This window comes from Methylobacterium sp. UNCCL125, assembly GCF_900116795.1.
Taxonomy (GTDB): Bacteria; Pseudomonadota; Alphaproteobacteria; order Rhizobiales; family Beijerinckiaceae; genus Methylobacterium; species Methylobacterium fujisawaense.
This window is the reverse complement of the sequence record NZ_FPBW01000002.1, coordinates 368,579-383,167: the sequence shown is the minus strand read 5'-3', so window position 1 is coordinate 383,167 and position 14,589 is coordinate 368,579. Positions and strand designations below refer to the sequence as shown.

10 protein-coding genes are annotated in these 14,589 nt (G+C 72.5%); 5 read left to right on the top strand and 5 right to left on the bottom strand.

Features of this window, described 5'->3' with window-relative positions; translation table 11 throughout:
- The 3 genes from BM396_RS01750 to BM396_RS01740 form a co-directional block, all read right to left on the bottom strand.
- Positions 1-2,073: phosphatase PAP2 family protein (locus BM396_RS01750; RefSeq protein WP_091994643.1), on the bottom strand; the 2,073-nt coding region annotated here is incomplete at its 3' end.
- A 409-nt stretch (positions 2,074-2,482) separates the two neighbouring features.
- Positions 2,483-4,249: a methanol/ethanol family PQQ-dependent dehydrogenase gene (locus tag BM396_RS01745; protein WP_043347454.1), complete on the bottom strand. Its 1,767-nt coding sequence runs from the start codon at positions 4,247-4,249 to the stop codon at positions 2,483-2,485.
- 56 nt (positions 4,250-4,305) lie between these two features.
- Positions 4,306-4,902 carry an LOG family protein gene (locus tag BM396_RS01740; protein ID WP_043347456.1) on the bottom strand — a complete coding sequence of 199 codons (597 nt, stop codon included), beginning with the start codon at positions 4,900-4,902 and terminating at the stop codon, positions 4,306-4,308.
- Positions 4,903-5,122: 220 nt separating this feature from the next.
- Between BM396_RS01740 and BM396_RS01735 the strand changes: the two genes are divergently transcribed.
- Positions 5,123-6,613: a LysM peptidoglycan-binding domain-containing protein gene (locus BM396_RS01735; protein ID WP_043382972.1), complete on the top strand. Its 1,491-nt coding sequence runs from the start codon at positions 5,123-5,125 to the stop codon at positions 6,611-6,613.
- A gap of 299 nt (positions 6,614-6,912) precedes the next feature.
- On the opposite strand, the gene BM396_RS01730 is transcribed toward BM396_RS01735, so the two are convergent.
- Positions 6,913-8,247 carry an aminotransferase-like domain-containing protein gene (locus BM396_RS01730; protein ID WP_043347461.1) on the bottom strand — a complete coding sequence of 445 codons (1,335 nt, stop codon included), beginning with the start codon at positions 8,245-8,247 and terminating at the stop codon, positions 6,913-6,915.
- A 104-nt stretch (positions 8,248-8,351) separates the two neighbouring features.
- Here BM396_RS01730 and BM396_RS01725 point away from each other — a divergent pair, with 104 nt between their 5' ends.
- The 3 genes from BM396_RS01725 (at position 8,352) to BM396_RS01715 (ending at position 10,860) form a co-directional block, all read left to right on the top strand.
- On the top strand, positions 8,352-8,546 hold the full coding sequence (locus BM396_RS01725) for a DUF1127 domain-containing protein (RefSeq protein ID WP_043383150.1): 195 nt from the start codon (positions 8,352-8,354) through the stop codon (positions 8,544-8,546).
- Between the two features lie 85 nt (positions 8,547-8,631).
- Entirely contained in the window at positions 8,632-10,551 is a 1,920-nt protein-coding gene (locus tag BM396_RS01720) for an ABCB family ABC transporter ATP-binding protein/permease (RefSeq protein ID WP_043382974.1), read from the top strand.
- Positions 10,552-10,623: 72 nt separating this feature from the next.
- A complete protein-coding gene (locus tag BM396_RS01715) occupies positions 10,624-10,860 on the top strand; it encodes a DUF6894 family protein (RefSeq protein ID WP_043382977.1) in 237 nt (78 codons plus the stop codon).
- 132 nt (positions 10,861-10,992) lie between these two features.
- Here the strand turns inward: BM396_RS01715 and BM396_RS01710 are convergent, their stop codons facing one another.
- Positions 10,993-11,898, bottom strand: a complete 906-nt coding sequence (locus BM396_RS01710) for an NAD(P)-dependent oxidoreductase (protein ID WP_043382981.1) — start codon at positions 11,896-11,898, stop codon at positions 10,993-10,995.
- A gap of 414 nt (positions 11,899-12,312) precedes the next feature.
- Between BM396_RS01710 and thrS the strand changes: the two genes are divergently transcribed.
- Positions 12,313-14,340: a threonine--tRNA ligase gene (gene thrS, locus BM396_RS01705; protein ID WP_043353559.1), complete on the top strand. Its 2,028-nt coding sequence runs from the start codon at positions 12,313-12,315 to the stop codon at positions 14,338-14,340.
- The last annotated feature ends 249 nt before the right edge of the window (positions 14,341-14,589 follow it).

Genomic DNA, 14,589 nt, shown 5'->3' with positions numbered 1-14,589 from the left:
GACCGCCGCGTCGAAGAGCCGGCCGCCGCCGGCCGCCTGGACGGCGTTGGCCGCCGCCATGCCGTTGCGGCTGGTGGCTGACGCGGCGAACGGCACGTCGTTGCGGGTGAGGGTCAGGTCGACCGCGTCGGTCCGGTAGCGCAGGCCCGGGCTGAGGAAGGCGAGGTTCGCGGTCACGCCGGCGAACTGGCCCGAGACGCCGCCGGCGGCGGAGAGGATCGTGTAAGTGGTGCGCGGGTTGTAGGCGCCCGAGGCGGCCAGCACCTGGACGGTGCCGCCCGACAGGGTGGCGCTGCCGGTGGCGGCGATGCGGTCGGCCTGTCCGGCGGCGTTGGCCTCGACCCGGTAGGTCGAGCCGGCCGCGAAGGCGGCATTGCCGGCGACGGTGAGCGTGCCGATGGAGTTGCCGGGAGACACGGTGCCCCCCGAGAGCGCGCCGATCCCGCCCACCGTGCCGGAGCCGCCGAGCTCCGCCCCCGGCAGCACAGACACGACCGAGTTGGCGAGGGAGCCGTTCACCGCGAGCCGCCCGGCCTGAACCGTGGTGGCGCCGCTCAGCGTGCTGAGGCCGGTGAGCGTGAGGGTGCCGGCATTGGTCTTGGTCAGGGTCCCGGAGCCCGAGATGGCGTTGGGCAGCGTCCCGTCGACGGATTGATCGACCACGAGGGCCGCGTTGTCGACGATCGCGCCCGTGCCGAAGGCGCCGGCATGGCCGACCAGCGTCCCGCCGCCGATCGTCGTGCCGCCCGTGTAGGTGTTGGCGCCGGCCAGCACCAGAGTGCCGCTGCCGAGCTTCTCGAGGCTGCCCGCGCCGCCGATATCGTTGCGCCACACATCGTAGGCCGAGAAGCCGCCCTTGGCCGCATCCTGGGTGACGCTGACGGGACCGTTGAAGGCCCCGTAGCCGTCGGCGGCGGCGAACAGGTTGATGCGGTCGTAGCCCAGGCCGTTGTCGAGGAACCCGCCGGAGGGCAGCTCGGTGGTGGCGATCACGTCGCGGCGCTGCGCCGCCGTGAGGTAGGGGAAGCGCGTCGCGAGCAGCGCCTCGGCGCCCGTCGGGACCACCGGCGGCAGATTGGTGGGTCCGACCGAGGGGAGACCGTAGGTGAGGCGCGCCGTGTAGGCGGCCTTGTTGCGCGCAGAATCGGAGAAGCGGTCGGTGGCGGGATCGACCGCGGCGTGGGCGCACCGTTCCACCGGCCCGCCGCAGGCCTGGCTCAGGTAGCTCTGGGCCTGCGCGACGGCGTCCGCCAGCAGGGTCGCGTTGGCCGGGTCGTTGAGCGCCCGGATGGCGAAGTAGGTCGCCAGCACGCGGCCGCCGATCACGTCGGTGGGCGAGTGCATCCCCGCCTCGATGCGGTTGTCACCGAGCTCGCTGGCGCGGGTGAGCAGTTCCTGGAACCGCTGCGGGACCGCGTAGGCCAGGGCGAGGGCCGAGAGGTAGGCGGCGTTGGTGTGGCCGCTCGGGAAGCCGCCATCCGTCGCGGGCGTCGGGCTCTTCTCCGGCACGAGGGAGGGCGGCACGACGAAGCCGAGGCTCTCGCCGTTCAGGCTCTGCCGCCACGGGCGCGGGTAGCTGTAGGCGTCCTTGGCCGGGCTGGTGGAGGCGTTGGTCCGGAACACGTTGACCAGCTGCACGACCTTCCCGAGGGGCGACGTCGTCACGCCGGCGCTGGTGCCCTGGTCGACATACTGGACGCGGGACGTGGTCGCGTCGAAGGCCGGGATCGTGGTGGTCGCCCCGGACCCCGCCAGATAGGCCTGGGTCAGCGGGCCGAGGCCGTCGATGACGCTGTAGCTCTGGTTGCGGCGGTCGTCGTAATAGGCGGCAATCTCCTGCGCGAGAGTCCGCTCCCGCGCCCGCTCGGCGACGATCTGGATGTTGCGCAGCAGGAGGGGCGCCCCGAGGGCCGTGGGCGATCCGGTGTCGTAGGTCCGTCCGGGGATCCAGATCCGCCCGAAGCCCGACAGGATGTCGACGCCGTTGCCCGCACCGGGCGTCTGCGCCTGGGCGCCCGAACCGAGCATCGCGACCGCCAGAGCGGCGATTGAGACCCCATATCCCCGTTTCATGATGCGCTCCCCGACACCGCCCCGTCCGGCCGGTCGCGCGCCCCATATCCAAGGTCATCGATGAAAAATCGTCATATTTCGTTCAAAATCTGACGTCTTCTTGATTCGTATCTTCAGAGCAACACTCTGTAAGTCGGCTTATTTTTGGAGACTGCACGAAGATAAACGGATTTAGTCTATCGAAATATCCGTCAAGAACTGGGTTTCGGCCTTCGATTGCCGCGCACGTGCGGCCGCACCTGAATAGCCGCGCCCGTGGCCGGCAGCGGTTGCTAGGGTCGGGGCCAGGCGGGGCAGGGGAGGCGGCCCGGATTGCGCCCAGGCGGATCCGGCGCCGAAGCGACCCGGCGGGATGCCGTGCGAATCGCCCGGCGGCGCGTGCGGATGCCGCCGGGACCGGCGGCCGGCTCTACTTCGGCAGTTCGAACACCGTGAGCTGCCCGCCCGGCGCCGTGTATTGCGACAGGGCCGCGTAGCCGCCGACCGCCCCCGAACCGTCGGCGGGATCGGTGAGCCCGGCCGCCAGACCGATCCCGGCCCAGCCGCCGACCCCGGAGAGCACCGCCACGTACTGCTTCCCGTCGTGCAGGTAGGTGGTGACGTTGCCGACGATGCCGGACGGCGTCTTGAACCGGTAGAGTTCGTGGCCGTCCCGGGCATCGACCGCCTTCAGGTAGCCCTCCAGCGTGCCGTAGAAGACCACGTTGCCGGCGGTGGCCAGCGCCCCCGACCAGACCGAGAAGGCTTCCGGGATCGTCCAGGCGATCCGGCCCTTGGCGCCGTCCCAGGCGATGAACGCCCCGGTCCGGTCCGAGCCCTCAGGCGGGTGCAGGGTGAGCGTCGCGCCGACATAGGGCTGGCCGGGCGTGTAGGTGACCCGGAACGCCTCGTAATCCATGCACATGTGGTTGGTCGGCACGTAGAACAGCCGGGTCAGGGGCGAGTAGGCCGCGGGCTGCTGGTTCTTGGCGCCCAGCGCCCCGGGGCAGATGTTCTTGGTCACCTCCTCCTCGTCGGCCTCCCCGGGCGCATAGCGCTTGTCGACCACCGGCCGGCCGTAATCGGGGGCGGCGGGGTCCATCACGATCCGGCTGGCCCAGTTGACCGTGGGATCGAACTTCTCCGCCACCAGCACTTCGCCCGTGGCGCGGTCGAGCGTGTAGCCGAAGCCGTTCCGGTCGAAATGGGTCAGCACCTTGCGCGACCGCCCGGCGATCACCTGCTCGGTGAGGATCATCTCGTTGACGCCGTCATAGTCCCACTGGTCGTGGGGGGTCATCTGGTAGACCCAGCGGGCCATGCCCGTGTCGGCGTCGCGGGCGATGATCGCCATGGACCAGCGGTTGTCGCCGGGGCGCTGGGACGGGTTCCAGGTCGCGGGGTTGCCGGTGCCGTAATAGACGAGGTTCAGGTCGGGATCGTAGGAGAACCAGCCCCAGCTGCAGGCGCCGCCGGTCCGCCATTGGTCGCCCTCCCAGCTCGTCAGCGAGGAATCCTTGCCGATCGGGCGCCCGAGTTCGGTCGTCGTCTCCGGATCGACCAGCATGTCGGCATCGGGCCCGGTGGCGTAGGCGCGCCAGAGGCGCCGGCCCGTCGCCTGATCGTAGGCGGTGACGTGGCAGCGCGCCCCGTACTCGCCCCCCGCGAGCCCGACGATGAGCTTGCCGTGGACCGGCAGGACCGTGGCGGTGTTGGTCTCGCCCCGGCCCGGATCGCCGTTCTTCACCGACCACAGCACCCGGCCGGTCTCGGGGTCGAGGGCGACCACGGTGGTGTCGGCCAGCTGCAGGAACAGCCGCCCGTCCGCGTAGGCCAGCCCGCGGGAGACCGTGTCGCAGCACATGACGGCGATGACGCCGGCCTCCTGCCGGGGGGCGTAGCGCCACAGGATTCGGCCGTCATGGTCGAGGTCGAGGGCGTAGACCACGTTGGGGAAGGGCGTGTGCACGATCATCACGTGCCCGACCACGATCGGCGCGCCCTCGTGGCCGCGCAGGACGCCGGTGGAGAAGGTCCAGGCGACCTTCAGGCGCCCGACATTGCCGGCGTCGATCTGGGCGAGATCCGAATAGCGGGTGTTGGCGTAGTCCAGGGTCTGGAGGACCGGCGCGGGTCCGGCCGAGGCCGCGCCGGCGAGGCCGGCGAGCGGCAGGGCCGCGAGGAGGGAAGCGCGCATCCTGAAAATCCTCCCGCCGCGCGGTCGCCGGCGCACCGGATCCCGCCCGGACCGCCTCACATCCGCTGCTGGACGATGGTCTCGGCCTGGGGATCCGGCTCGTGGCCGGCCGTGCGGAGCATCGGCACCACCTCGGCCGCCTCGCGGGCGACGAGGTAGCTCAGGTCGAGGCCCTCGCGGATGAAGCCGTGGCCGCGCATGTGCTCGAACAGGGCGAGCAGCGGCGCCCAGAACTCCGCCACCGAGACCAGCACCACCGGCTTCCGGTGCCGCCCGAGCTGCGCCCAGGTCAGCTGCTCGACCAGCTCTTCCAGGGTGCCGATGCCGCCCGGCAGGGTCACGAAGGCATCCGAGTGCTCGAACATCAGGCGCTTGCGGGTGTGCATGTCGGGCACCACCACGGTCTCCTGGACGTCCGCCAGCATGTGCTCCCGCGCCTGGAGGAAATCCGGGATGATGCCGGTGACGTGGCCGCCGGCGGCGAGCGCCGCCCGGGCGACCGTTCCCATCAGGCCGACATCGCCGCCGCCGTAGACGAGGCGCATCCCCGCCTGCGCGAGCGCGGTCCCGAGGACCTCCGCGGCCTCGCGGAAGGCCGGGTCGCGGCCGAAGCCGGAGCCGCAATAGACACAGACTGTCCTCACCGGGGCCATCCGGCGCCCTCCTCGCGCGTCCGTTGCGAGCCGTCCAGAACACGCCCCGCGCCCGGCACTCCACGCGCCAAACTGCTGAATTCGCGGGGGATTCGCCCGCCTGGACGGCGGGACGGCTTGGTGTCAGGACCATGTACGGTATTATGGGCGGCGCCGTCGACGGTTTTCGCGCGGGGCGGCCCGACGGGCGGCGGCAGGATCAGGGGAGGCCTTCGTGGCGATGTCGAGACAGGTGCGGCGCAGTCTCGCCCTGGCGCTCGCCGGCCTTCTCGGCGGACTGGGACTCGTGCTGGCGCTGTTCGGCGGCGATTCCCTGCGGCGGCTCACCGGCCGTCCCGTTCCGGACGCCCCCGCGCCGAGCGCCAGCCTGCGCGGCCTGACCGATCCGGGCGCCGTGGCCGGTCGCCCCGACCCGACCATCGACTTTCGCGACGACAAGCCGGGCCGGGCGAGCCCGGCGCCGGGGGCGGGCAACATGGCCGCCCGCCCGCAGGATCCCCGCGCCGCCGCACCCGGAGCGCCGCAGGCCGGCCCAAGCCCGGATGCGCGCCTGCCGGACGCCGCCGAGGCGCCGCGCTTCGACATCGTCCGGGTCGAGCCGAACGGCGACGCCGTGGTGGCCGGCCGCGGTGCGCCGGATGCCGGGATCGAGATGCTGGTCGACGGCAGGCCGGTGGCCCGGGCCAAGGCCGACGCCAACGGCCAGTTCGCGATCGTGCCGCCGGCCCTGCCGGCGGGGGCCAGCACCCTCCGCCTGCGCATGACCGGCAAGGACGGGCGCGCGACCGAGTCGCAGCAGAGCGTCGCGGTGGATGTCGCCCCCGGCCGGGATCGCCAGCCCCTGGTGGCCCTGACCGCCCCGGACGCCGCGACCGTGGTGCTGTCGCAGCCCGGCGCCCCCGGCGCGACGGCCGACGCCAAAGCGGGAGGCAAGGCGGATGGCAGGGCCGGATCCAAGCCCAGCTCTCAGCCCAGCACCGAGCCCGGCTCCAGGCCCGCCGACCCTGCGCAGGCCGCGCGGCCGGCCGGGAGCGGCGAGACCCGCGAGGCCGCGGCGCCCGGGTCGGCGCCGACCCGGATCCTCAGCGTGGACGTGCAGGGGAACGGCCGCCTGTTCGTGACGGCCACCGGTACGCCGGGAGCCAGGATCCAGCTCTACCTCAACGACACGCTGATCGCCCCCGGCAGCATCGGACCGGACGGCCGGGCGACCTTCACCATCGGGCGCGGTCTCAAGTCCGGCCAGTACCAAGTGCGGATCGATGAGGTCGACCCGGCCACCGGCAAGGTCGCCAGCCGCGCGGCGGTGCCCCTGTCGGTGCCCGAGCCGGCGCAGCTCGCCGCCCGGGAACCCGCCGAGCCCGCGCCCTCGGCCGCCCAGGACGGGGCGCGGGCCCCGGACGCGCGGGCCGGCGACGCCCGCGACGGGGCCGATCGGGACCGGCCGGCCGCGGCCTCGCCCCCGGCCACCGGAGCGAGCCCCCTGGTGGCCGACATGGCGGGGCCGAACCGGGCCGGGACGGTGTTCGTGCCGGAGATCAGCACGGCCCGGATCACCCGCGGCGACAATCTGTGGCGCATCAGCCAGCGCACCTATGGCCGGGGCGAGCGCTACACGGTGATCTACGACGCCAACCAGAACCAGATCCGCGATCCGGACCTGATCTATCCGGGCCAGATCTTCGTGCTCCCCGCCGACAAGCGCGGCTGAGCGGCTTCGGGGCCTGCCCGACCGTCCTCAGGGCCGCCGGGGCGGCCTGAAACGCCGGAGCTCCAGACCACGACCTCGTCCTGGGGTGCCCGCGCGCGGGCCTCGCAGGAGGGCTCCGGAATCCCGATCGCCGTTCGGGGTGAAGCCCAGGGACGGGACGGGTCCCCGCGCGCAAGGCGCCCGGACCGCCTCCGGTCGATGCCGCCGAACCGTCGTCACGCGCACCGCCGTGACCGCGGGGGGCACAGCCCGGGCAGAGCCGGGTAACGACGGGCACCGGCGCCGTCCGCAGACCCGCCTCACTCCACGACCTGATCGTCGCCCGCAAACGCCAGGCGGCGCAGGCTGCGCAGCGCCCCGTCGAGGTCCGCGCGGGACGGGGAGGCCAGGGCGAGGCGCACCGCGTTCGGCGCGTGGCCGGGATGGACCGCGAAGGCCGAGGCCGGGAGGAGGGCGATGCCCTGGCGCAGGGCCGCGGCCGCGTAGGCCTCGGCCCGCCACGTCTCGGGCAGTTCCAGCCAGAGGTGGTAGGCTTGCGGATCGCCGACCACCCGGAGGTCGGCGAGCGCGGCCCGGGCCAGAGCCTGCCGGGCCGCCGCATCGTGGCGCTTGGCCTCGGCCAGCGCCGCCGCCGAGCCCCCGGCCATCCAGTGCATGCCGGCCGCGAGCGACAGGCCGAGCACCGTCCAGGCCCCCTGGCGGACGGAGGCGGCGAGCCGGTCGGTCAGGGCAGGCGGCGCGGCGATCAGGCCGACCGTCAGGGCCGGCATCACCCGCTTCGACAGGCTGTCCACGAAGATCACCCGGTGCGGTACGAGGCCGGCCAACGGCGGCGCCTCGGCCAGGAAACTGTAGACCGCGTCCTCGATGGCGATGAGCCCGGTGCGATCCAGGACCTCCGCCAGGGCGGCCCGCCGCGCCGGCCCCATCGTGGCGCCGAGGGGATTGTGCAGGGTTGGCTGGAGATAGACGCCGCTCAGCGGGGTCGCCCGGTGGGCCTGGAGCAGCGCCTCGGGACAGACACCCTCGGCATCCATCGCCAGCGGGATCAGCGTGATCCCGAGCCGCGCCGCGATGCCCTTCACCCCCGGATAGGTCAGGGGCTCGCAGCCGATCCGCTCGCCGGGCGCCGCCAGGGCCGCCAGGGCGGCGGCCAGCGCCTGCCGGCCGTTGCCGGTGAACAGGATATCGGCGGGATCGGGGGCGTAGCCCTCCCGGGCCAGGAACCCGGCGGCGACGGCCTGCGCCCGCGGCGTGCCCGCGGGACCGTACTGGCTGAAGCCGATCTCGGCGCCGCTGCGGGCCAGCGCCGCCAGGGTCTCGGACAGGACCGCCTCCTGCTCCGGCAGGCGCGAATGGGTCCGCTGCAGGTCGAGGGCCGCCGCGGGCGGCTCCGGCCGGAGCAGGCCGGCCTGCCCCGGATCGCTGCGGACATAGGTGCCCCGCCCGACCTCGCCGGTCACCAGCCCCCGGCGGGCCAGTTCCGCGTAGACCCGGCTCGCCGTCGAGACCGCGATGCCCCGGGCGTAGGCGAAGTCCCGCTGCGGCGGCAGCCGCGCCCCGGGGCGCAGCCGGCCCGCCGCAATGTCGGCGGCGATCGCGTCGGCGACGGAGCGGTAATCCGCGGCGCGCATCATTGCTCCGAGGTCAATGTTTCGATTGATCCGAGATGTGTATCGGATCAATGCTCCGCCAGCAATCCCGGCCGGACTGCATCCCCGCCATCGGATCGACCGCGATGCCCGCCGTCACATTGTCTTCGTCACCCGCCCTTCGCCGCCCCGCCGCGCGCCCGTCCCTGCTCCGGACGTGGCTGAATCGGATCCGCACCCGGCGTGCCCTCGCGGCGCTCCACCCCGATCAGGCCCGGGATGCCGGCCTGGAGCCGTGGGCGCTGCGCATCGAGATCGCGAAGCCGTTCTGGCGGGCGTGACGGGTGCCCTGCGCGCAGCGCGGGTGATCCCGCGCCGCCCCGCGCCTATATGCGGGACTCAGCATTCCCTCCCGACAGAACCCGCATGACCGACAAGACCGCGCCTCAGGCCGGGCCGCCTCTCCCGGCCGAGCGCCCCGGCCTGATCGCCACCTACCGCCGGCTCTGGCCGCATCTCTGGCCCCATGGCCGGCCCGACCTGCAGCGCCGCGTCTTCCTGGCCTTCGGCCTGCTGCTCGCCGCCAAGCTGGTGACGATGGTGACGCCGTTCACCTTCAAGTGGATCACCGACGCGCTGGTCGCTGCCGTGGGGGGCAAGGACGCACCGGTGCCCACGGGGCTGCTCGCCGCGCCGATGCTCTTGATCGCCCTCTACGGCGTCTCGCGGATCGCCATGTCGGCGCTGACCCAAGTGCGCGACGGTCTGTTCGCCAAGGTGGCGATGCATGCGGTGCGGCGCCTCGCGCTCCAGACCTTCGAGCACATGCACCGGCTGTCCCTGCGCTTCCACCTGGAGCGCAAGACCGGCGGCCTCACCCGGGTGCTGGAGCGCGGCCGCGCCGGCATCGAGGAATTGTCGCGCCTGATGGTGCTGACGCTCGTGCCGACCATCGTCGAGTTCGTGCTGGTGCTCGGCGTGCTGGCCTACGAGTTCAGCTGGACCTACGCGGCGACCGCCTTCGTGACGGTCGCGGCCTATCTCGCCTTCACCTACAAGGCGACCGAGTGGCGGATCGCCATCCGCCGCCGGATGAACGCCTCGGACACGGACGCCAACACCAAGGCGGTCGATTCGCTGCTCAATTACGAGACCGTCAAGTATTTCGGCGCCGAGCGCCGCGAGGCCGCCCGCTACGACGAGTCGATGGCGCGGTACGAGAAGGCCTCGACGCAGACTTACGTGTCCCTGGCGGTGCTCAATGCCGGGCAGGCGGTGATCTTCACCCTGGGCATGACCGTGGTGATGTGGCTCGCCGCCCGGGACATCCTGGCCGGGCGCACCACGATCGGCGGCTTCGTGCTCGCCAACACCATGCTGGTGCAGCTCTCGATGCCCCTCAACTTCATGGGCATGATCTACCGCGAGATCAAACAGGCGCTCATCGACATCGACGACATGTTCCGCATCCTCGGGCAGAACCCCGAGATCGCCGACCGGCCGGGCGCCGCGCCGCTCGCGGTGGCGGGCGGCACGCTGCGGTTCGAGGATGTCCGTTTCGCCTACCATCCGGAGCGGCCGATCCTGCGCGGCGTCTCCTTCGCGATACCGGCGGGCCAGACGGTGGCGGTGGTCGGGCCCTCGGGGGCGGGCAAGTCGACGCTCTCGCGCCTGCTGTTCCGGTTCTACGAGCCGCAGGGCGGGCGGATCAGCATCGACGGGCAGGACATCGCGGCGGTGACGCAGGAATCCCTGAGGGCAGCCATCGGCATGGTCCCGCAGGACACGGTGCTGTTCAACGACACGATCGGATATAACATCCGCTACGGCCGGGCCGACGCCACCGACGCGGAGCTGCGCGAGGCGGCCCGGCTCGCGCAGATCGACCGCTTCGTCTCGAGCCTGCCGGAGGGCTACGACACGCCGGTGGGCGAGCGCGGCCTGAAGCTCTCGGGCGGCGAGAAGCAGCGGGTCGCCATCGCCCGGACCATCCTCAAGGCGCCGCCGATCCTTGTGCTCGACGAGGCGACCTCGGCGCTCGATTCCTTCACGGAGGCGGAGATCCAGTCGGCGCTGGACCGGGTCAGCCGCGGCCGCACCACCCTGGTGATCGCCCACCGGCTGTCCACGGTGGTCAACGCCGACGCGATCCTGGTCCTCGACCACGGCCGCATCGTCGAGCGCGGCACCCATGCGGAGCTGCTGGAGGCCGGGGGCGTCTACGCGGCGCTCTGGGACCGCCAGCGGGAGGCCGATGCGGCCCTGGAGGTTCTGCAGCGCGCCGACGCACCGGTGGCGCCCCGGCCCGGGCAGGCGGCCCTGCCGGAGACCGAAGCCGCGGAGTGACCGGGCGGACACAAGCGGACCGTGCCGAGCGGTCCGGGTGCAACTGGAGGCGGCAGCGGCCGTTTGCCGGACATGCCGCACTTCTATCTCCACATCCGTGACGGCCAGTGGCTGATCGAGGATCTCGACGGCGCCGACCTGGCCGACCTCGACGCCGCCCGCGCCGAGGCCGAGCGCTCCGCCCGCGCGCTCCTGGAGATCCAGCGCGTCGACGGCGCGGTGCTGGCCGGCCAGTCCTTCGAGATCGCCGACGCGTCGGGTGCGGTGCTGGCGGTGGTCCCCCTCAAGGACGTGCTGGAGCTGCCCTGATCCCGCGGGATGCCTCGCATCCGCGCCCGCGTCCCGCGGTGCCGGAGCGCGGCGAAGGCCGCGAAGGAGGCCTCCGGCCGGGCGCGCGATCCCTGAAGCCCTCCTTCGCGGCCGCTCCGCCGGGGCGATCCCCTAGGACCGCGACCGCACCCGGACCCCGAGCAGCGCCTCGAACGGCAGGACCATGGCGCCCTTGTCCCGGTCGCCGTGTCCCTGGCGCAGGGCGGTCTGGTAGGTGACGGTGGCGGCCGCGGTGACCGGCATCGGGAAGCCGTTCTCCGCGGCGATCGCCGCCGCGGCGACGAGGTCCTTGTAGGCCGCCCCCATCGGATAACCCTCGTCGAAGCGGCCCTGGAGGATGCGCGGCACGAAAAACTGCGCCGCGTAGCTCCGGCTCGTGCCCGTGGTGACCACCTGGGCAACCTGATCCGGGTCGAGCCCCAGGGCGACGGCCATCGGCAGCACCTCGGCGAGCGCCGCGATGTTGATGTCGTAGAGCACGTTGTTGATCGTCTTGGTGAGCTGGCCGGCCCCGGCCGGCCCCATAGCGAGGATGGTCGTGCCGATCCGCGCCAGCAGCGGGCGCACCCGCGCCACCGCCCCGGCCTCGCCGCCGCACATCACGGTGAGCGTCCCGGCCTCGGCACCGGCCGGCGCCCCGGAGACCGGCGCATCGACGAAGGCGCGCCCGGTCGCCGCCACGGCGCGGCCGATCGCCAGGGCCTTGGTGTGGGCGATGGTGCTGAGGTCGACCACGACTGCCCCGGGGGCGAGGCGCTCCGCCAAGGCGCCGGTGCCGAAGAGCGCCGCCTCGACCGCGTCGCCGTCCGGCAGACACAGGAACAGCACGTCGGCGCCGGCGGCCTGGCCGGGATCGGTCGTGGCGACGAGCCCCGGCGCGTCGAGACCGGCGAGGCGCCGCGGATCGCAATCGATCGCGACGAGCGTCTCGGCGTCGGAGTCCCGCTTGGCCGCGAGGTTGCGGGCGATGGGATGCCCCATCGCGCCGAGGCCGAGGAGGGCGAGGCGCGCGGCCATGCGGGTGTCCCTGTTCCGGGTGTCCGGCCGCCCGCCCGTCCGTACGGGGGGAGGCGCCGCGCCAGCATGTCGCCGGACGGGGCCGTCTTCCAGCCCCGTCTCCGGCATTCGTGGGACGCGCGTCATCCCGGGGCCGCGCAGCGGGACCCGGCTCCGGAGGCTGCTCCGGTCGGTACACCCGCGCCGGCCCCCTCTCCCGTGCGGGAGAGGGGACCCGAATTCCCTGTGCTCGCGTCCCGCCCTCCGGCGCGGCCGCGCGGGATCAGGCGCACCGGAACGGCGGACGGGGGCCAGGGATGCGTGGAGTTGCGCCGCGCCGTTGTTCCCTCGCCCGAGAAATCGGTCTACACGGCCGCTCCCCCGAAATTGCTTACCTGCCGCGTATGCAGGACTGAGCCTGGAGACGCTCGAACCATGCCGATCCTCACCTTCCCCGATGGCAACACCCGGGAGATCGCCGCCGGCACCACCGGCCGCGCCGTGGTCGAGGGCATCGCCAAGTCGCTGGCCAAGCGCACCGTCGCCATGGCGCTCGACGGCACGGTCGCCGACCTCGACGACCCGATCGCGGGCGACGCCCGCATCGAGTTCCTCGACCGCACCGACCCGCGCAGCCTGGAGCTGATCCGCCACGATTGCGCCCACGTGCTCGCCGAGGCGGTGCAGGCGCTCTGGCCGGAGACGCAGGTCACGATCGGCCCGGTGATCGAGAACGGCTTCTACTACGACTTCCATCGCGAGACCCCGTTCACGCCCGAGGACTTCCCGAAGATCGAGGCGAAGATGCGCGAGATCATTGCGCGCGATGCCCCCTTCACCAAGGAAGTCTGGACGCGCGAGGACGTGCGCGCCCTGTTCGCCGGCAAGGGCGAGGGCTTCAAGGTCGAGCTGGTCGACGCGATCCCGCCGGGCGAGGATCTGAAGATCTACCGGCAGGGCGAGTGGTTCGACCTCTGCCGCGGCCCGCACATGACCTCGACCGCCAAGGTCGGCACCGCCTTCAAGCTGATGAAGGTCGCGGGCGCCTACTGGCGGGGCGATTCGAACAACCCGATGCTGACCCGCATCTACGGGACGGCCTGGGCGAGCCAGGCCGACCTCGACGATTACCTGCACCGGCTGGAGGAGGCCGAGCGCCGCGACCACCGCCGCCTCGGCCGCGAGATGGACCTGTTCCACTTCCAGGAGGAGGGGCCGGGCGTCGTCTTCTGGCACGCCAAGGGCTGGACGATCTTCCAGGAGCTGATCGCCTACATGCGCCGCCGCCTGCGCGGCGACTACGCCGAGGTGAACGCCCCGCAGATCCTCGACAAGGCCCTGTGGGAGACCTCCGGCCACTGGGGCTGGTACCGGGAGAACATGTTCGCCGCGCAGTCGGCCGGCGAGGAGGCCGAGGACAAGCGCTGGTTCGCCCTCAAGCCGATGAACTGCCCGGGCCACGTGCAGATCTTCAAGCACGGCCTGAAATCCTACCGCGACCTGCCCCTGCGCATGGCCGAGTTCGGGATCGTGCACCGCTACGAGCCGTCGGGCGCCATGCACGGGCTGATGCGTGTGCGCGGCTTCACGCAGGACGACGCCCACGTGTTCTGCACCGAGGACCAGCTCGCCGACGAGTGCCTGAAGATCAACGACCTGATCCTCTCGACCTACGCGGATTTCGGCTTCGACCAGATCGTCGTGAAGCTCTCGACCCGGCCCGAGAAGCGCGTCGGCTCCGACGCCCTCTGGGACCATGCCGAGGAGGTGATGACCCGGGTTCTGGCCCAGATCGAGGAGCAGTCGGCCGGCCGGATCAAGACCGCGGTGAACCCGGGGGAGGGCGCGTTCTACGGGCCCAAATTCGAGTACGTGCTCCGCGACGCCATCGGCCGCGACTGGCAATGCGGGACCACGCAGGTGGACTTCAACCTGCCCGAGCGGTTCGGCGCCTTCTACATCGACGCCGACGGCGCGAGGAAGCCGCCCGTCATGGTCCACCGGGCGATCTGCGGCTCGATGGAGCGCTTCACCGGCATCCTGATCGAGCATTTCGCCGGGCATTTCCCGCTCTGGCTGGCGCCCGTGCAGGTGGTGGTGGCGACGATCACCGGCGAGGCCGACGCCTACGCCCGGGACGTCATCCGGACCCTGGAGCGGGCCGGCCTGCGGGTCGAGGCGGATCTCCGCAACGAGAAGATCAACTACAAGGTCCGCGAGCACTCGCTGGCCAAGGTGCCGGTCCTGCTCGCCCTCGGGAAGCGCGAGGCGGAGGAGCGGACGGTCTCGATCCGGCGGCTCGGCAGCCAGCAGACCCGCACCCTGCCTCTGACCGAGGCCGTGGCGGCCTTCGTGGCGGAGGCGACCGCCCCGGATATCCGCCGCGCCCAGGCGGTGGCCGAGACGGTCCCGACCAGCGACACCGTCCTCGACGGCCATCACGGCGTGCACGACGCCCCGTGATCGCGCCGCCGCGCGGATCGCGCGGCGGCCGGATCGACCCGCCCGGCCTGCGCCGCCGGGCGGACGCGGAAACCGCCTTGGCCGACGGCCGGCATCCGCGCGCCGGGACCTCGTCCGGGGCTCTGGACAGTCTTGAGGCGCATCCACGCGACCGTCTCAACTTCCGGATGGCGCGACCGCGCCAAGGATCGTTGAACGCGAATTGATTTCGTCAAGGTTGGCGAAAGGAATCCCATTCTATGAGGACAA